This is a genomic window from Arthrobacter sp. UYEF3 (genome assembly GCF_040546245.1).
Lineage (GTDB): Bacteria > Actinomycetota > Actinomycetes > Actinomycetales > Micrococcaceae > Arthrobacter.
In genome coordinates this window covers 21515-39777 of record NZ_JBEPNK010000007.1, presented here as the reverse complement: position 1 = coordinate 39777, position 18263 = coordinate 21515, and the positions used below count along the sequence as shown (strand labels likewise).

Below are 18263 nucleotides of genomic sequence, written 5' to 3'. Positions count from 1 at the left end.
GACGCGAAATACGGCCGCACGGCTGCCGGGTCCGCCACCGTTCCGGGACTGGCGCCCGCGGCCGGACCCGCCGGGGGAAATGTCAATTGTCAGCGGGGGTCGGTACGGTGGGTACATGAGTCTTGCTGAGTCACCGGAGTCCGGAACCGGGCAAACTACTGGACCGAACAATCCTGAATCGGCGCACCCGGACCCGGCCGGGTCCGGGGCGGTTCCCGCGTCGACGGCGCCCGGGATCAGCCCGCCGGCAAACCGGCTGCAGGACACCGTCCTTCCCGTACGCCCGGCGCCGATTGACCGCGGTACCGCGGCCCGGATGAAACCCGGAATGCTGGCGGAGATGCTGCGTTCCGGCGGGGTACAGGCGATGTTGCTGTCGCGGCGCCAGGCCCTGGTCAGCGGCGATGGCCTCGTCTTCGTGGACGCTGCCGGCCTCGCCGCCCGGCTCGGGGGGACCGCCTACGCCCCCGAGCAAGTGATCTATCTTGGCGCGGCACTGCCCGCCGCGGGCGCGCCGGAGGGCACCCAGTACGTCCTGTTCATCCTTCCGGAACAATTCGAGGTCCACGCCGAGCCCTTCGAACAGCACGTCGAGGGCATCCCGGCGGGTGCCCAGTGGGCGGGCTTCCGCGAGGTGGCCGCCCAGCTGGACCCCATCGACACGGCCCTGTTCATCGAGGCCAGCGCCGTCGCCAACTGGCACGCCACCCACACGCACTGCCCGCGTTGCGGCGCCACGACAGTCCCCGAGGCCGGCGGCTGGGTCCGGCGCTGTACGGCGGATAATTCGGAGCATTACCCGCGCACGGACCCGGCCATCATCGTCACAGTGGTCGGAGCGGACGGCAGGCTGCTCCTCGGCGGCGGCGGCCCGCTGGACTCCCGGAACTATTCGACGCTGGCTGGCTTCGTCGAGCCCGGCGAATCCCTCGAACAGGCCGTTATCCGTGAAATTGGCGAAGAGGTAGGCGTCAGGGTCACCGCCTCGCAGTACCTCGGATCCCAGTCCTGGCCGTTCCCGGCGTCGCTCATGCTCGGCTTCACCGCGACGACGTCGGACACGGAGGCAAGGCCTGACGGCGTCGAGGTCACCCGGGCGCGCTGGTTCAGCCGCGCCGAGCTGCAAGAAGCGGTGCTGAGCGGAGAAATCGTCATCTCCAGCAGACTCTCGATCGCACGAGCCCTGATCGAACACTGGTACGGGGGCGTCATCCAAGACCGCCCGGACGCCGCATGAGATCACCGTAACAGCACGCCGTAGCGCCCCCGCGCCGCGCGTCCCAGACTGCGGGGCATCCACCGCAGAACCTCCAACGACTGAGCAGCAGAAGTGAACACAGATATTTTCCAGCCCAGCGACTTCCCGGCCGGACAGTCCGGCCCCGGGGGGACGCCCACCGAGCTCCCGGCCCCGGATAACCGTTCCCTCGAGGAGCGAATCCTGGGCGGCCTCGACGCCGAACAGCGCGAGGTGGCCGGCACCCTGAACGGGGCCATGTGCGTCCTGGCGGGCGCCGGCACCGGCAAGACCCGCGCCATCACGCACCGGATCGCCTACGGCGTGCACTCCGGCGTGTACAACCCGCAACGGCTCCTGGCCGTCACCTTCACCGCCCGCGCCGCGGCGGAAATGCGCAGCCGGCTCCGGGATCTGGGCGTCGGCAGTGTGCAGGCGCGCACCTTTCACGCCGCCGCGCTGCGCCAACTCCAGTACTTCTGGCCTCAGGCCGTCGGCGGCACGTTGCCGAACCTGCTGGACCACAAGGCGCAGATGATCGCCGAGGCCGCCCGTCGGCTGCGGCTCAGCACCGATCGGGCCTCCATCCGGGACCTCGCCTCCGAAATTGAGTGGGCTAAGGTGTCCATGCTCACCCCGGCCAACTACCTGGAAAAAGCCCAGGGCCGCGGTACGCCCGGCGGCTTCGACCTGACCGCCGTAGCCCGGGTCTTCCAGTCGTACGAGGACGTCAAGACGGACCGGAACGTGATCGACTTCGAGGACGTGCTGCTGATCACCGTGGGGATCCTGCAGGAGGATCCCAAGGTGGCCGCGACCGTCCGGGAACAGTACCGGCACTTCGTGGTGGACGAATACCAGGACGTTTCGCCACTGCAGCAGCGGCTCCTCGAACTCTGGCTGGGCGGCCGGGACGATCTCTGCGTCGTCGGCGACGCCAGCCAGACCATCTATTCCTTCACCGGCGCCTCGCCTCAGCACCTGCTCGGTTTCAAGGGGCTGTACCCGGACGCCACAGTGGTCAAACTGGTCCGTGATTACCGGTCCACCCCGCAGGTGGTGAAACTGGCCAACGAGCTGCTGGCCGGCCGGCGCAGCGGCGGTCCGGTGGCGGACGCCGCCTGGGCCGCGCCGCTGCAGCTCGTAGCCCAACGGCCCGCCGGCCCGGTGCCGCAGTTCACCGAATGTTCCGACGACGAGGCCGAGGCCGCCACCGTCGCGCTGAACATCCGGAAGCTGCTGGAAGCGGGGACGCCGGCGAGCCAAATGGCCGTGTTGTTCCGCACCAACGGCCAGTCGGAGGCCTACGAACGGGCCCTCGCCTCGGCCGGTATCGGCTACCAGCTCCGCGGCGGCGAACGGTTTTTCGCCCGCAAGGAAGTCCGGGACGCCATCCTGCAGCTGCGGGCCGCCACCCGCGCGGTCAGTGAAACCGCGACGCCGGAGCCCCTGGGCCAGCTGGTCCGCGACATCGTGTCCTCCCTGGGTTACACGGACGCGGCCCCGCACAGCGGCGGCGCCGTCCGTGAACGCTGGGAATCGCTGGCCGCCCTCGTCGCCCTCGCCGACGACCTCGTGGTCAGCAGGGGAGCCCAGTTCAGCCTGGCGGACTTCGTGAACGAACTGCAGGAACGCTCGCTGGCCCAGCATGCGCCAACCGTCCAAGGTGTGACCCTGGCTTCACTGCACGCGGCCAAGGGCCTGGAATGGGACGCTGTGTTCCTGGTCGGCCTGAGCGAAGGCCTGGTGCCCATCTCCTTCGCTGACACCCCCGAGGCCGTGGACGAGGAACGCCGTCTGCTCTACGTCGGCATCACCCGCGCCAAGGAGCACCTGTACCTGTCCTGGTCCACCGCCAGAACCCCGGGCGGCCGAGCCAACCGGAAGCCCTCGCGTTTCCTCGACGGGTTGCGGCCTGATTCGGTGGCCAGTTCGTCCGTCCGCGGCAAGGGCGCCGCTGCACGCCGGAAGGCGGCCGTGCCGGCGTCGTGCCGGGTCTGCGGCAGCATGCTTTCCAGCGGTGCCGAACGCAAGGTCAGCCGGTGCAGCCAGTGCCCGCCGAGCTACGAGGAACAGACCTTCGAGGCGCTGCGGCACTGGCGGAAGGAAGTTGCGTTGGCGGGTGATGTCCCCGCCTTCGTGGTTTTTACCGACGCGACCCTTACCGCGATCGCCGAGGCGCGGCCTGAGTCCCTGGAACAGCTCGCTACGCTGCCCGGCGTGGGCGCGTCGAAGCTGGAGAAATACGGTGAGGCCGTGCTCGCGGTCCTGGTCGAAAGCTCCACGCCCTGATGGCCGGCGCCGGGAACAGCGGCAGCACCACGGTGACCACCGCGGACGGCTCGCCGGTTGAGGTGCGCCGCTCGGCACGCCGACGCCGGACGGTGGCCGCGTTCTGGGAAAACGGCACCGCCGTGGTTGCCATTCCCGCACACTTCAGCAGCGCCCAGGAACGCGAATGGGTCCACCGGATGCTGGAGAAGCTCCGCCTGCAGGGCGCCCGCGGCTCCAAGGCCGCCGGCAAACGCCGCGGCGGCAGCGACGCCGAGCTGTCCGCCCGCGCGGCGGCACTCTCCGCTGAGTATCTAAGCGGCCGGGCCGTCCCGACGTCGGTCCGCTGGGTGACCAACCAGAATTCACGCTGGGGTTCGGCGACGCCGTCGGAGGGAACCATCCGGCTCTCCCACAAGCTCCGGCCGATGCCGCAGTGGGTCATCGACTACGTGCTGCTGCACGAATTGGCGCACCTCCTGGTGGCCGCCCACAACGCCGCCTTCTGGCGGCTGCTGTCCGCCTATCCGGAAACGGAGCGCGCCAGAGCGTTCCTGGAAGGCGTGTCCTTCGCGACCGCCCGCGGGCTTCCGGCCGGGCAGGACGGCCCCGACGAGACCGACGACCTGACGGCCGACGACGTCGAGGCCGCCGCCCGCTGATCCTGCCCGCCGGTACCGGCCGGTGTCACCGCCCGTCAGGACTTGGGGCTGCCGCCGTCATCCGGAGCACCGGGCTCATCGCCGAAATCCGCCGCGGCCGGGCCGGTGTCATCCCCGGCCTGCTCGAGATCCGGTCCGGCCGTGTCGAACCCGCCGCTCAGCAGCTTCTGTAGCGCGTCGTCAACCTCGGTGCCGCTGGCCTCGGCCAGCTTGCGGCGTTCACTGAAGCCCTTCGGGTCGTCCAGATCCTCAGCCGTGGGAAGCAGATCGGGGTGCTGCCAGATGGCGTCCCGGCCGGCCGGGCCGCGCTCGACCGTAAGCTGTGCCCACAGCGCTGCGGCCTCACGCAGCCGGCGGGGCCGCAACTCAAGGCCCACGAGGGAGGCAAACGCGTGCTCTGCCGGCCCGCCGGTGGCGCGCCGGCGCCGGACGGTCTCACGCAGCGCCGCCGACGAGGGCAGCAGCTTCTCCGTGGCGGCTGCCGTGAGCTCGTCGACCCACCCCTCCACCAGGGCCAACGCGGTTTCCAGCATCTCGAGGGCCCGGTCCTGCGCGGGGGTGCGCTGGGGCATGAAGACGCCCTGCGACAGGGCCTCCTGGATGCCCTCAGGATTGCTGGGATCCAGCCCGCGGGCAAGCTCCTCGATCTTGGAGGTGTCGATGTGGATGCCGCGGGCGTAGGCCTCGATCGCGCCGAGCAGGTGCCCGCGCAGCCACGGCACCTGGACGAAAAGCCGGGCATGCGCGGCTTCCCGGACCGCAAGGAAAAGGCGGATGTCGTTCTCCGGCAGGCCGAGGCCCTCGCCGAACTTCGCCACGTTGGCCGGCAGCAGCGCCATTTCCAGATCGGCCAGGGGAACGCCAATGTCGGTGGAGCTCACCACCTCGCCGGAGAGGGCGCCGATTGCCTGTCCCAGTTGCATGCCGAAGATAGCCCCTCCCATGTTCTGCAGCATCGACGAGGCGCCGCCCATCATGGACTTCATCTCTTCGGGCATCTGTTCGGTCATGGCGGATGACAGCGCATTGGCGATGCTGTTGGCGACGGGTTCGGTCAGCCGCTTCCAGGTGCCGAGGGTTTCCTCAACCCATTCGGCGCGGGACCAGGCCCGGCCGATCAGGCCGGTGGCCGGCAAATCAGTGACCTGGTCCAGCCAGAGTTCGGCGAGCCGGAGGGCCTCGTCCACCTCGCGGGACTGGGCGGCGCTGACGGACGGGTCGGAGCCGCTGGCCGCCACCCGGCGGGCGTTTTCGTGTGCCAGCTGCCAGTTCACCGGCCCGTCCGAAGAGGCGCTCATCATGGCCTGGACCTGGGAAAACATCTGCGCCAGCAGGTTCGGATCGTCCGGCAACCCGGCGGCCTTGGCGAGCTCGGCCGGATCGATATCCCCCATACCCTTGCCGCCCATCAGGTTCTGCAGCATTTCTGCCAGCGGATCCTTGGGTTCGTCGTCCCCGTTGGACGGATTGAGTGGGTTAGAGGTCATGATCCCGCCGATCGTCGGTGTGACTGGTGCTCAACTTCACGCTACCCCTCCGTGTCAGCGGCTGTCGCCCGAAACCGGGCCACGTTCGCTGTCGGCAAAGAGCCCCGTCGGCGCGCGAGCGCGTAGTGTTGGGAGCTGGAATATTTGCAGGCTGCCAGGCCGGTTTCGGCCGCAGCCGCTACGCCCTGGTCCCGGCCTCGAAAGTGGCCCCAGGCGCCGGCACGGAGAGGTCCTTCATTGACGTTTACCCAGGGCGGACAGCCCCCCGGCGAATCCGCGCCCCATGACAGCGGCAACGGCGGCAACCACAGTGCCGGGGGCGCCGACAACAGCACCCCCGGCGACGGCGCCGACAACCGCAGCCGCTGGCCCCGTTTCGCGACCGGCCGCCGCACGAAGGGCGGGGAAAGGGACAACCGCTCCTCCGCGATGCTCGTTTCCGGCCTCCTGGCGCTGGGACTCGGCGTCGCCGCGATGAGCCTGCCGGTTCCCTATGTGATTGAATCTCCCGGCCCCACGTTCAATACGCTCGGCACGGATAACGGCAAGCCGGTCATCACGGTGTCCGGACACGAGGCCTTTCCGGCCAAGGGCGAATTGGACCTCACCACCGTCTACGTCGACGGCGGCCCCAACGGGCCGGTCACCGTGTTCGAAGCCCTTAGTTCCTGGCTGAACCCCTCCAAGGCCGTGTACCCGCAGGAGCTGCTCTTCCCCAGCGGCGTTACGAAGGAACAGTCGCAGCAGGAAAGCGCTGTCGCGATGACAACGTCGCAGGAGAACGCCGTGGCCTCGGCGCTCAAAGAGCTGGCTATCCCGTTTGAACAAAAATTGCAGGTCGCCGGGGTTCCGGACGGCTCGGCCTCGAAGGGCAAAATCCAGGAAGGCGATGTGCTGGTCTCCATTGGCGGCAATCCGGTCACCGCCCTCAGCGTCGTGCAGGGCGAGCTGGCGGCCGGAAACGGCAAGCCCGTCACGGTCGTCGTCGACCGGAACGGCAGCCAGCTGCCCTTGACGGTCACGCCTAGCAAGTCCCCGAACGGGCGCTACTTGCTCGGCGTCGTGCTGCAGTACAAATTCAAGTTTCCCTTCGACGTCAAAATTTCCCTGGACAAGGTCGGGGGCCCGAGTGCGGGCATGATGTTCGCCCTTGGCATCGTGGACACGGTGACGCCCGGCGACCTGACCGGCGGCAAGCACATCGCCGGCACCGGCACCATCACGCCCGACGGCGTCGTGGGTGCCATCGGCGGCATCGGCCAGAAGATGGTCGGAGCGAGGTCCGGCGGCGCCACCATGTTCCTCGCCCCGGCGGCCAACTGTGACGACGTCGTCGGCCATATTCCCGCCGGCCTCCAGGTTGTCAAGGTGGAGAGCCTCGCCGAGGCCCGGCACGCCGTCGAACTCGCCGCCACGGGCGGCGACACATCGGGACTTCCGGCCTGCTCCAACAACTAGACTGACCCCGGAACTAAGCCCTGGTGCCACTCGTGGCACTAATGACAGCCGTTGCCGCCTCTGCCGGGGCGGTGCCGGCTGTAGCTAGACTGCAGCAATGCAGCAGACTTGCGTCCAAACAACTGAAGACTTAGACAACTAAACCAGCACTGACGACCAGCTATGAGGTATCGAGTTTGTCCCGACCCAGCCCCGTCCCACCCGGAAGACCACAGCAGCGCAGAGGTGCACTGACGCCTACCTTAATTGTTGTGGCCGTAATCGTGGTCGGCTTCATCTTCTTCGCCAATGTCTGGACGGACGTCCTCTGGTACCAGCAGCTGGGCTACTTCCAGGTCTTCCTGACGGAGAACCTGGCGCGGATCATCATCTTCCTCATCGGCTTCGTCGTCATGTTCGCCGCCGTGTTTTTCGCGATCCGTAGCGCTTACCGCGCGCGCCCTGTCTACGCGCCGGACTCGGAAGTCCGGGACAACCTTAACCGCTACCAGGCGCAGCTGGAGCCGATCCGCCGCGTGGTCATGATCGGCCTGCCGGTATTGTTCGGCCTCTTCGCGGGCAGTGCGGCCGCCAGCCAGTGGCAGAAGGTGCTGCTGTTCCTGCATCAGCAGCCCTTCGGCCAGAACGATCCGCAATTCAACCTGGACATCAGCTTCTACCTCATGGCCCTGCCGTTCCTGGGCTTCGTCACCGGCTTCCTGATCAGTGTCGTCGTCGTGGCCGGTATTGCCGGCATCCTCACGCACTACCTGTACGGCAGCATCCGGCTGATGGAGCGCGGCGTGTTCACCAGCCGCGCCGCCCAGATCCACCTGGCGGTCACGGGCGCGGCGTTCCTGCTGCTGCTCGGCGCCAACTTCTGGCTGGACCGGTACTCGACGGTGCAAAACAACGGAGGCCGTTGGGCCGGGGCGCTCTACACCGACGTGAACGCGGTCATCCCCACCAAGTCCATCCTCGCCGTCGCCGCGGTCCTCGTGGCTGTGCTCTTCATTGTCGCCGCCGTGGTCGGCAAATGGCGGCTGCCGGTGATCGGCACCGCCATGCTCGTCATCACCTCGATCCTGGCCGGCGGCGTCTACCCCTGGGTGATCCAGCAGTTCCAGGTCCGCCCCTCGGAGCAGACCTTGGAGAATCAGTACATCAAGCGGAACATCGACATGACCCGCGCCGCCTACGGCCTGGATAAGGTCCAGGAGAAGCGCTATGAGGCCACCACCAACGCCACCACCGGCGCGCTGGCCCCGGACGCTCAGACGACGGCCAACATCCGCCTGCTGGACCCGAACCTGATCTCGGACGCGTTTTCGCAGCTGGAGCAGTACCGGCCCTATTATCAGTTCCCGAGCACCCTGAACGTGGACCGCTACGAGGTCAACGGTAAGATCCAGGACACTGTCATCGCCGTCCGTGAGCTGAACCCGGGCGGACTCGCCACCAACCAGCAGTCCTGGCTGAACCGGCACGTGGTCTACACCCACGGGTACGGTGTGGTCGCGGCCAAGGGCAACAAGTTCACCGCGGACGGCAAGCCCGATTTCCTGCAGTCCGGCATCCCGTCCACAGGCGTTCTGGGGACGGATTCCACTTATCAGCCGCGGATCTACTTCGGCGAGAATTCACCGGACTACTCGGTCGTGGGCGCGCCCGACGGCGCTCCGCACCGAGAGCAGGACCGCCCGGCGGCCAAGGAGGGCGACGCGGAAACGCAATACACCTTCACCGGCAACGGCGGCCCGAACGTGGGGAACTTCTTGAACAAGATCCTCTACGCGATCAAGTTCCAGTCCTCGGACCTGCTGCTGTCCGACGGCGTCAATGCCGAGTCGCAGATTCTCTACGACCGGAACCCGAAGGACCGCGTCGAGAAGGTGGCGCCGTACCTGACCGTCGACGGAAACGCCTACCCCGCCGTCGTCGACGGCCGGGTGAAGTGGATCGTGGACGGGTATACAACCAGCCCGTACTTCCCTTACTCGCAGCAGGAGCAACTCTCGGACGCCACCCGGGATTCGCAGACCTCGGCGGGCCGCACCGCCGCACTGCCCACCAGCTCCGTCAACTACATCCGGAACTCGGTCAAGGCCACCGTGGACGCGTATGACGGCTCCGTCACGCTGTACGCCTGGGATGACCAGGACCCGGTCCTGAAGGCCTGGCAGAACATCTTCCCCTCCTCGCTGAAGCCGTTCTCGGAGATGCCCGGCGCCCTGATGAGCCACGTCCGCTACCCGGAGGACCTGTTCAAGGTCCAGCGCGAACTCCTCGGCCGCTATCACGTGACGAACCCGAACAACTTCTTCACCAACAACGATGCCTGGTCCGTGCCGAACGATCCGACGGTCAAGGACCAGGTCAAGCAACCGCCGTACTACATGTCGCTGCAAATGCCTGACCAAGCGAAACCAGCCTTTCAGCTGACCTCCTCGTTCATCCCGCAAGTGGTCAACGGCAACGCCCGCAACGTGCTCTACGGCTTCCTGGCCGCGGACTCGGATGCCGGCAACCAGAAGGGCGTGAAGGCGGAGAGCTACGGCCAGCTCAGGCTGCTGCAGATTCCGCCGGAAGCCAACGTCCCCGGACCCGGCCAGGCGCAGAACAAGTTTAACTCCGATCCCGCCGTGTCGCAGGCCCTGAACCTGCTGCGCCAGGGCGCCTCTGCGGTGCTCAACGGCAACCTGCTGACACTGCCGGTGGGCGGCGGTCTGCTCTACGTCCAGCCGGTCTACCTGAAGTCCACCGGTGAGACGTCCTATCCGACGCTGCAGCGCGTCCTGGTCGCATTCGGCGACAAGATCGGCTTCGCGCCGACCTTGGATGAGGCCTTGAACCAACTGTTCGGTGGTAGCTCCGGCGCCACCGCCGGCGACGCCGCCAACAACGGCCAGACGCCCGCCACCCCGGCTCCGGGGGCCACGCCGCCGGCCACGGGAGGCGCGGACGCCAAAGCGGCGCTGAAGGCGGCCCTGGACGACGCCAACGGAGCCATCAAAGCCGGCCAGGAGGCCTTGGCCAAGGGCGACTTTGCGGCTTACGGCGATCAGCAGAAGAAGCTCGCCGCAGCCCTGCAACGGGCCATCGACGCGGAGGCCAGGGTCGGCACGACGACGCCGGCGCCCAGCGGCAGCGCTTCGCCGTCGGCAACGCCGTCGCCCAGCAAGTAGGCCTGCGCAAGTAGGCCCTGGTTACCGGGCGACGGGCAAGTAGGTGCCGGATTGCTGACGGCCTAAGGCCGGATTCCCAGTTCAGTTGAAGTAGGGAATCCGGCCTTACGTCCCTCGTAACGCAAGCCCGGATGGCCTCCGGGCGTGCTCCGGCAGCTCGTGGGACGCACATCACGCCGCTCCGATTTGGCCTCCCGTTCACCGGCAGGTAAAGTTGTTCTTGCGACGCGGGGTGGAGCAGTTCGGTAGCTCGCTGGGCTCATAACCCAGAGGTCACAGGTTCAAATCCTGTCCCCGCAACCGAGAAGAAGTCCGGGACACTGGAAAGTGTTCCGGACTTCTTGCTTTAACGCCCTCGGGCTGCTGGCGCCGGGCGGTGGTCGGGCCGGCGGCCAAAGTAAGGTAGAGTTGATCATGCAGCGCGGGGTGGAGCAGTTCGGTAGCTCGCTGGGCTCATAACCCAGAGGTCACAGGTTCAAATCCTGTCCCCGCAACCAATGGCACCAAGGCAAGGCCCGGATCAACAGATCCGGGCCTTTGCTGTTTGCTACCCGTCCTTGAGCCGCTGATAAGTCTCCAGTGCCCTCGCCCGGGACTCGGGGAGCCCCACGATCGGCGCCGGGTAGTCCGGTGCGCCGCCGTCGGCCTTCCACGGCTCGTGCAGTGCCCTGTCGTCCAGGCCGGCGAGTTCCGGGACAAACTCGCGCAGGTAGCGGCCGGCGGCGTCAAACTTTTTGCTCTGCGTGACCGGGTTGAAGATTCGGAAGTACGGGGAGGCGTCCGCTCCGGAACCGGCCACCCATTGCCAGTTGGCCGGGTTGCTCGCGGCATCCGCGTCCACCAGGGTGTCCCAGAACCAGGCCTCACCGAGCCGCCAGTCCGCCAGCAGGTTCTTCACCAGGAATGACGCCGCCGCCATCCGGACCCGGTTGTGCATCCAGCCGGTCTGCCATAGCTGGCGCATGCCGGCGTCCACCAGCGGGTAGCCGGTACGGCCCTGCTGCCACGCCTGCAGCTCGGCGTCCGACGGCGTCTGCCAGGCAAAGCGGTCGAATTCGGGGCGGTAGTTGCGGCTGGCGAGCTGTGGATTCTCATATAGAAGCTGCCAGCAGAATTCCCGCCAGCCGAGTTCGGAACGAAAGATCCCGACGTCGGCCGGTGCGCCGTGCGGGAAGCGTTCCCGGAGCGCATGCCAGACCCTGAAGGGGCTGATCTCGCCGAAGCGCAGGTGCGGGGAGAGCCGGCTGGTGCCCTCGACACCGGGGACATCCCGGCCGGTGCCGTACTCGACTGCCGGGCCGTCCAGGAAGTCGTCTAGCCGGCGGTGCGCGCCAGCCTCTCCCGGGGTCCAGTCCGCGGCGAGCCCTGCACTCCAGTCCGGGCGGCGGGGGAGCAGCCCCCAGTCCTCCAGCGCCTCGCTGCCGGGCAGCTCGCCCGCAGCGTTCCGCGCCGGCCCGGGCAGCCGATCCGGTGCCTCCAGCGGCAGCCGTGGCTCGGGCGCGTCGAGGCAGGCCTTCCAGAACGGGGTGAAGACCTTGTACGGGCCCCCGGAGCCGGTCCGCACCGTCCACGGCTCGAACATGAGACTGGCCTGGAAGCTTGCGGCGGTGATCGCCTGCCGCGACGCCCATTCCTTGAGGCCCGCGTCCACGGCGCGTTCCGGGCCGCCGTAGCGCCGATTCCAGAGCACCCGCGCGGCGCCGGTTTCTTCGGCCACCTGTTGGATGACCCGCTCCGCCGGGCCGCTCCGGAGCAGCAGGCGGGACCCAACGGCTTCAAGGTCCGCGGCGAGTGAGGCGAGCGAGTGGTGCAGCCACCACTTCGCTGCTCCGCCGAGGGCCCGCACCCCGGGTGAGACCTCGTCCAGCACGTAGACCACCGTCAGCGGGCGGCCCAGTGCCTCCGCCTCAGCGAGAGCGGGGTTGTCATCGAGGCGGAGGTCATCGCGGAGCCAGACGAGGGTTGCAGACATGGCTCCACGCTACTGGATCACAGCAGAGGGCGGGCCCCGTGGGGCCCGGCCTCTGACTCAACTGACGGCAGTCGCCCGCCGACGTAGCCCGCTGGCGTGCATGCGGACTACAGCTTGTCGAAGTCGGCCTCGTCCACCGTAGCGCCCGCGCCCGCGGTCGAGCCGTTGCCGGCTCCCAGGGCCGGGGCGCTGCCGCCGGACTTCAGCGACGCCAGGCGCGCCTCGATTTCGGTCTGCTCGCCGAGGTCCTCGAGGGAATTGAACTGGGCGTCCAGGCTGGAGGCCGCGAGTTCCTGCTGGCCGCGGACCTTGGCCTCTTCGCGGCGGATCTTCTCCTCGAAGCGGCCCACCTCGGAGGTCGGATCCATGATGTCGATGCTCTTCAGGGCGTCGTGCACCTGGGTCTGCGCGGCGGCCGTCTTGGAGCGGGCCACGAGTTCGTTGCGTTTGCTGGTGAGCTCGTTGAGCTTGACCTTCATCTGGTTCAGGCCCTGCTTGAGCTTGTCCACCACATCGCTCTGCGAAGCAATGTTGGGCTCGGCCGACTTCGCCTCATTTTCCGACGAAATCTGTCGTTGCAGGGCCACCTTGGCGAGGTTGTCGAACTTCTCGGCATCCACGGCGTCGCCCTTGGCGCGGTACTCGTCGGCCTTACGCGAGGCGGCCAGGGCCTTGTTGCCCCAGTCCTGGGCATTCTTGATGTCTTCGTTGTAGTCGTCTTGGAGCATGCGCAGGTTGCCAATGGTCTGGGCGACCGCCGATTCCGCCTCGGCGATGTTGTTCGTGTAGTCACGGACCATCTGGTCCAGCATCTTCTGCGGATCCTCTGCCTGGTCCAGCAAGGAATTGATGTTCGCCTTCGCCAGCTGAGCCATGCGGCCGAAGATGGACTGCTTAACCATGGTGTTGCCTTTCGTCCTATCCAGTGGTGGCCACTGAATTCGGTGAACAGTGAATGTACCGCTTCTATCCGCCGGCCGGAACGAATCCGCCGGCGCCTAGTCTGTAACCGGCCGTTAGAAACTCCCGGAGTCCCCGCCGCCGAAATCGCCGCCGCCGCCCCCGCCGCCGAAATCGCCGCCGCCGCCCCAGCCACCGCCCCCTGAATCGCCGCCGCCCCAGCCGCCACCGCCCCAGCCGCCCCCGCCGCCGTGCAGGATGGAGTTAATCAGGATGCCGCCGAGGATCGCACCGCCGAGCCCGCCTCCACCGCCGCCGCCGAACATTCCGCCGCGGCCGTAGCCTTGGTTGGCGTAGCCGCCGAAATGGTCCACATCGGCCTGGGCCTGCTGCGCCGCCTGGGCCGCGAGGGAGTGCGCCTGCTGGGCGTACTGCAGAGCGGTGACCGGGTCGGTGCGGGAGATGGACAAGGCGTAGTCGAGGTTGCGCTGCGCCTCGGCCAGACGCGTCCGGGCCTCGGTGCCCACGCCGCCGCGGCGCGCCGTGATGTAGTCCGAGGTGGCGCTGATCTGGGCCTGGGCGGACATGATGCTCTGCTGCATCGACGCCTGCGCCCGTCGGGCCTGTTCCTGCTGATCGCGGATGCCGGTGAGGGCAGCGTCCAGGGACTGGTGGGCGTTCTCCACGCGGGCCAGGGTGGCAATGGGGTCGATCTTGCCGCCCTGGATCTCGGCCTTGACCTGGGCCAGCGCAGCTTCCACTCCGGCTACCGGTCCGGCCAGTTCCGGATGGCCCCCCGCCTGGATCATGGCCCGTGCCTGGGCGAGGTCCTGGGAGGTGTCGACGACGGCGGACTCCAGTCCGCTGCGGGCCGCGTCGAGGCTGCCCGCGACTTTGGTAATGGCGCCGAGCAGCACGTTGGTCTGGTGCAGGCTCTCCTCGGCGGCCCGCACGGCGACAGCCGCGAGGCTGCCCTCGCCCGCGCCGAGCTTGTCCCGGGCCGTCGCGGAGGCGTTCTGCACGAATGCCAGCCGCTCCTTGGCCTGGTTGATGTTGTCCGCGACATGGGTCAGCGCGCTGTCCGCGTACTTTGCCCGGAGTCCGGTCAGGGATTGCTCGGCCGCGGCGATCTTCTCCTGGGCTTCCTTGGCGCCGGTGCCGACGGCCGCAAGCGCCTCGGGGGCGTTCTTCTCCAGCTCCCGCAGCGAATCGAAGTCCGCTTTCTGCTCCTGAAGGGAGGACAGTGCCGCCTCGGAACGGCGGATGATTTCCCCAAGCCAGGTCCGCTGCTGCTCCTCCGTGTCGGGGATGTGGTCGTCGAGCTGCTGCTGCAGTTTGAACGACTCGGACATGTGGGCTTTGGCGTCCTGTAGCGCTTTTGTGAAGTTTCCGACTGCGGCGTCGCCGTACTGTGCCTGGGCGAAGCCGAGTTCCTGCTCGCTGGACTTGATGGCGTCGTCCGCTTCGATCAGCAGCGAACCGCTCTTGCGACGCAGGTCCTCCACGCTGAGTCCGGCCAGCGGGTCCAGTTCGGCCCCTTCCGTGCCGTAGCCCGTGGTGTTGGCCGCCGCAGTCTTCTTCCGCCGATTGCGGAGGTAGAGGTACGTTCCGGCGCCGCCGACGGCTACCACGCCGACGCCGACGAGGACGCCGCTCCCGGATCCGGACGGGACCGCGCCGCTGCCGCCGCCGGCGGCGTCGCCGACCGCCGCGGCGGTGTCGATCGCGGCCTGGGCAAAGTCACGCTTTCCGCCTGCCAGATTAGCCACTATGGCGTTCTGGCTGATGGTGCTGGTCTTGGAATAAATGGCGCTGGCGGAGTTGGGCGAAAAGTAGTACTTGCCGTCGTCGGACATGGCGAGGATGAGATCCGCCCTGCCCATGCCTTTCTTGGTGGCTACGGCCTGGGACCATGATTTGGGATCGGCCGGATTCTCGAAAGCCTTCACAGTCACGACGTAGAGATTGTACTTGTGGTCCTTCAGGAGCCGCTGGACGGCGTCCTGGACTTCGGCCTTACGGCCGCCGAGCACATTGGCACCGTCCACGATATTTTGTCCGGAGGGGATGGTCACCGGATCTTCGGCGAGCGCGGGAGCGGCGGGAAGGGCCAGCAGTCCGGCGACGCCGAGAACGGCGAGGAATCGTTTCATCATTGACCGCATGCTCAACCCTTCAGCACTTCTGTGACCGGATCGGGCCGATCCGGTCCACTCAGAACGCAGCAGCGCCCCCGCGCAGGTACAGAACCGCAGGTGGCTGTGGCAATTCCATTTGATTCTATGGTGCGCCCCGGAGACCGTCCACCGCCGGGGAATATGCCACCAGCGAAACGCGCTGAAGCCCGCGGAACGGCCGTACGCGGGCCAGCATGGAGCCCACCTGCGTTCAGGAACCTCCCAGCAAATGTCCGCTCTTGTACCAGCCTGGGCGACCATAGTTAACTGCAGACGAGGATGAAAGGAAGTCCCATGACTGAGAACCCAACGCAGGGCGCATCACCGGATCCATCACCGAGCAACCGGGACCCGCTGGAACCGGGCCACGGCGCTGGCGCGGCTCCGCAGGCCGAGGCGGGGGAGGACTCAGCCGGGGAGAACCCCACCATGCGGCTGGACCGGCCGGCCTACGATGCCCCGCGGCCGGTATATCCGCAGAGCCAGCCGGCTTATGGCCAGCACGCGGCCCCCGCTACCCAGCAGTTCGATGCACCGTCCGCCCAGTCCCACGGTCAGCCGGTCCAGAACCACGCTGCTGCACCCAACACCGGACAGTATGCGCAGAGCCACGGCCCCTACGCCGGGTACGGCAGCCAGCCGCCGGCGCCGCAAAACAACGGGGGCTACAACCAGCCGGGCAACGCGCCGAAGCGCAGGGCGGCCTTCGGCGTCCCCACGCTCGTGGCCAGCATCCTGGCCGCCGGCCTCGTGGGCGGGGGCGTGGTGGCCGGCGGCAACGCCCTGATCGGCAACCGGCCGCTCACTTCCACCAGCAGCACCGGCCATGCTGACACTGTGATCGTGAACAACCAGGACTCCGTCAACGCCATCACGGCCGCCGCAGTGAAGGCCTCGCCCAGCGTCGTGACCATCAAGGCCACGAGCGGCAGCGACGGCGGGACCGGGTCCGGCATCATTCTCGATGGCGACGGACACGTCCTCACCAATACCCACGTCGTCACCCTGGACGGCAAGACATCCAAGGCCGCGTTGGAAGTCCGCACGAGCGACGGCAGGGTCTTTAGTGCGACCGTCGTCGGCACGGACCCGGTCTCCGACCTGGCAGTTATCAAGATTAATAATCCCGCCGGACTGATCGCAGCCACCCTGGGCGACTCGGACAAGCTCAACGTCGGAGATACCGCCATCGCGATCGGCTCCCCGCTGGGCCTGACCGGGACGGTCACGGACGGCATCGTCTCCACGCTCAACCGCACCATCAGCGTGGCATCCTCGGCAGCCCCCAAGGACGGTTCCGACAACTCCCAGGGCGGCGGCCAGGGGTTCCAGTTCGCGCCTCCCGGCGGCGGACAGGCGCCGAGCACCGCCAATCAGGGCAGCATCTCGATCAACGTGATCCAGACGGACGCGGCCATCAACCCGGGCAACTCCGGCGGCGCACTGGTCAACAGCAAAGGTGAGGTCATCGGCGTCAACGTGGCCATCGCCTCCGCCGGCGGCGACTCGAGCGGCAGCAGCAGCAGCGGCAACATCGGCGTCGGCTTCAGCATCCCGATCAACAATGCCAAGCGGGTGGCCCAGGAGATCATCACCAACGGCAAGGCCACCCACGGCCAGTTCGGGGTGAGCGTCAAGTCCAAGGCAGCGGGCACCTCGTTCTCCGGTTTCTCGGTGGGCGCAGACGTGGCGACGGTCGAGTCTGGCTCGGCGGCCGACAAGGCCGGCATCAAGGTGGGCGACGTCATCACGAAGTTCCAGAACCTGACCATCAGCGATCCGAACCAGTTGACGGCCGCCGTGCGCGAACAGGCCGCCGGCGCGACCGTGAAGGTGACGGTTCTCCGGGGCGGCCAGGCGAAAGAACTGGATGTGACACTCGGGGCTGCCGCCGTTCAATAGGGCTCGAGAAGGGGCACGGGATGCGGCAGTAGACCCGGTCCGTGAGGCCGGCCGGCACCTTGGGGGTGCCGGTCGGCCTTCATTTTCCGAGGCCGCGACGGGCCGGCCCTATATGGTTAGCTAGGAGCAACCCGGCATCCCCGGGCGTGCCCTGGCCACGACCCACCCGGCTGGCTATCCACCCGCATGGAAGGCTGCTGTACACACAGTGGAAGAGACCCTGAAGATCATCGTGCTGGTCAAGCACGTACCGGACGCGCAGTTCGACCGCCATCTCAGCGGCGGGGACAAGACGACGGACCGGTCCGAGAGCATCCTCTCGGAGTTGGACGAATACGCCCTCGAAGCTGCGCTGCAGCTGATCGAGGCCCGCGGCGGCGAGGCCGCCGGCAACAAGGTCATCGCCCTGAGCATGGGCCCGGCCGGTGCCGTCAACGCCGTCAAGAAGTCGCTCCAGATCGGCGCCACCGAGGGCGTCCACCTTAGCGACGACGCGCTGGCCGGCTCGGACGCCGCCGCCACCTCGCTCGCGCTGGCCGCCGCGATCCGGCACCTCGGCGCCGACGCCCCCGTTGACCTGATCCTGACCGGTATGGCCTCCACCGACGGCGAAACTTCCCTGGTCCCGGCCCAGTTGGCCGAGCGGCTGGGCCTGCCCCAGGTCACCTTCGCGTCCTCGCTCGAACTCGACGGCGGCAAGCTCACCGCCCGCCGCGACGGCGACTCGCACGCGGACACCGTCGAGGCCCCCCTGCCGGCCCTCGTCTCGGTCACCGACCAGATCAACGAGCCCCGCTACCCGAATTTCAAGGGCATCATGGCGGCGAAGAAGAAGACCATCAGCACCCTGACCCTGGCGGACATCGGCGTAGACCCCGGCATGGTGGGGCTGGCAGGGTCCTGGACCGCCGTGGAGACCGCCGAGGCCCGCCCGGCGCGGACTTCGGGCACCATCATCACCGACGAAGGCGACGCCGGGATCAAGCTGGTCGAGTTCCTGGCCGCCCAGAAGCTGCTCTAAGGGGAGTTCCAG

The 18263-nt window shown here is 67.8% G+C and carries 11 protein-coding genes and 2 tRNA genes; 9 read left to right on the top strand and 4 right to left on the bottom strand.

The genetic code is table 11. The features are described from left to right. Positions 1–115: 115 nt before the first annotated feature. From nudC to ABIB14_RS06985, 3 genes are all read left to right on the top strand, one after another. Positions 116–1237, top strand: coding sequence for an NAD(+) diphosphatase (gene nudC / locus ABIB14_RS06995; protein ID WP_354235161.1), 1122 nt, complete (start codon positions 116–118; stop codon positions 1235–1237). Positions 1238–1438: 201 nt separating this feature from the next. Next, complete coding sequence (locus ABIB14_RS06990; RefSeq protein WP_354235280.1) at positions 1439–3529, top strand: ATP-dependent DNA helicase UvrD2; 2091 nt, start codon at positions 1439–1441, stop codon at positions 3527–3529. Continuing rightward, positions 3529–4170, top strand: coding sequence for a M48 metallopeptidase family protein (locus tag ABIB14_RS06985; RefSeq protein WP_354235160.1), 642 nt, complete (start codon positions 3529–3531; stop codon positions 4168–4170). Before ABIB14_RS06990 ends, ABIB14_RS06985 begins: the two co-directional genes overlap by 1 nt. Before the next feature lie 35 nt (positions 4171–4205). On the opposite strand, the gene ABIB14_RS06980 is transcribed toward ABIB14_RS06985, so the two are convergent. After that, positions 4206–5657 carry a zinc-dependent metalloprotease gene (locus ABIB14_RS06980; protein WP_354235159.1) on the bottom strand — a complete coding sequence of 484 codons (1452 nt, stop codon included), beginning with the start codon at positions 5655–5657 and terminating at the stop codon, positions 4206–4208. A gap of 237 nt (positions 5658–5894) precedes the next feature. Between ABIB14_RS06980 and ABIB14_RS06975 the strand changes: the two genes are divergently transcribed. The 4 genes from ABIB14_RS06975 to ABIB14_RS06960 all read left to right on the top strand — a co-directional run bounded on the left by ABIB14_RS06975 (position 5895) and on the right by ABIB14_RS06960 (position 10776). Continuing rightward, complete coding sequence (locus tag ABIB14_RS06975) at positions 5895–7115, top strand: YlbL family protein (RefSeq protein WP_354235158.1); 1221 nt, start codon at positions 5895–5897, stop codon at positions 7113–7115. Between the two features lie 176 nt (positions 7116–7291). Beyond that, positions 7292–10279: a UPF0182 family membrane protein gene (locus ABIB14_RS06970; RefSeq protein WP_354235157.1), complete on the top strand. Its 2988-nt coding sequence runs from the start codon at positions 7292–7294 to the stop codon at positions 10277–10279. A 226-nt stretch (positions 10280–10505) separates the two neighbouring features. Further along, positions 10506–10579, top strand: a tRNA-Met gene (locus tag ABIB14_RS06965). A 120-nt stretch (positions 10580–10699) separates the two neighbouring features. After that, a tRNA-Met gene (locus ABIB14_RS06960) sits at positions 10700–10776 on the top strand. Between the two features lie 50 nt (positions 10777–10826). On the opposite strand, the gene ABIB14_RS06955 is transcribed toward ABIB14_RS06960, so the two are convergent. The 3 genes from ABIB14_RS06955 to ABIB14_RS06945 form a co-directional block, all read right to left on the bottom strand. Beyond that, entirely contained in the window at positions 10827–12251 is a 1425-nt protein-coding gene (locus ABIB14_RS06955) for a cryptochrome/photolyase family protein (protein ID WP_354235156.1), read from the bottom strand. 107 nt (positions 12252–12358) lie between these two features. After that, on the bottom strand, positions 12359–13153 hold the full coding sequence (locus ABIB14_RS06950) for a PspA/IM30 family protein (protein ID WP_354235155.1): 795 nt from the start codon (positions 13151–13153) through the stop codon (positions 12359–12361). A 114-nt stretch (positions 13154–13267) separates the two neighbouring features. Continuing rightward, a complete protein-coding gene (locus ABIB14_RS06945; protein WP_354235154.1) occupies positions 13268–15316 on the bottom strand; it encodes a TPM domain-containing protein in 2049 nt (682 codons plus the stop codon). A gap of 306 nt (positions 15317–15622) precedes the next feature. Between ABIB14_RS06945 and ABIB14_RS06940 the strand changes: the two genes are divergently transcribed. After that, the gene (locus ABIB14_RS06940) at positions 15623–17230 is read left to right on the top strand and encodes a trypsin-like peptidase domain-containing protein (RefSeq protein ID WP_354235153.1); all 1608 of its coding nucleotides are present in this window, start codon (positions 15623–15625) and stop codon (positions 17228–17230) included. Between the two features lie 220 nt (positions 17231–17450). Beyond that, a complete protein-coding gene (locus tag ABIB14_RS06935) occupies positions 17451–18251 on the top strand; it encodes an electron transfer flavoprotein subunit beta/FixA family protein (protein WP_354235279.1) in 801 nt (266 codons plus the stop codon). The last annotated feature ends 12 nt before the right edge of the window (positions 18252–18263 follow it).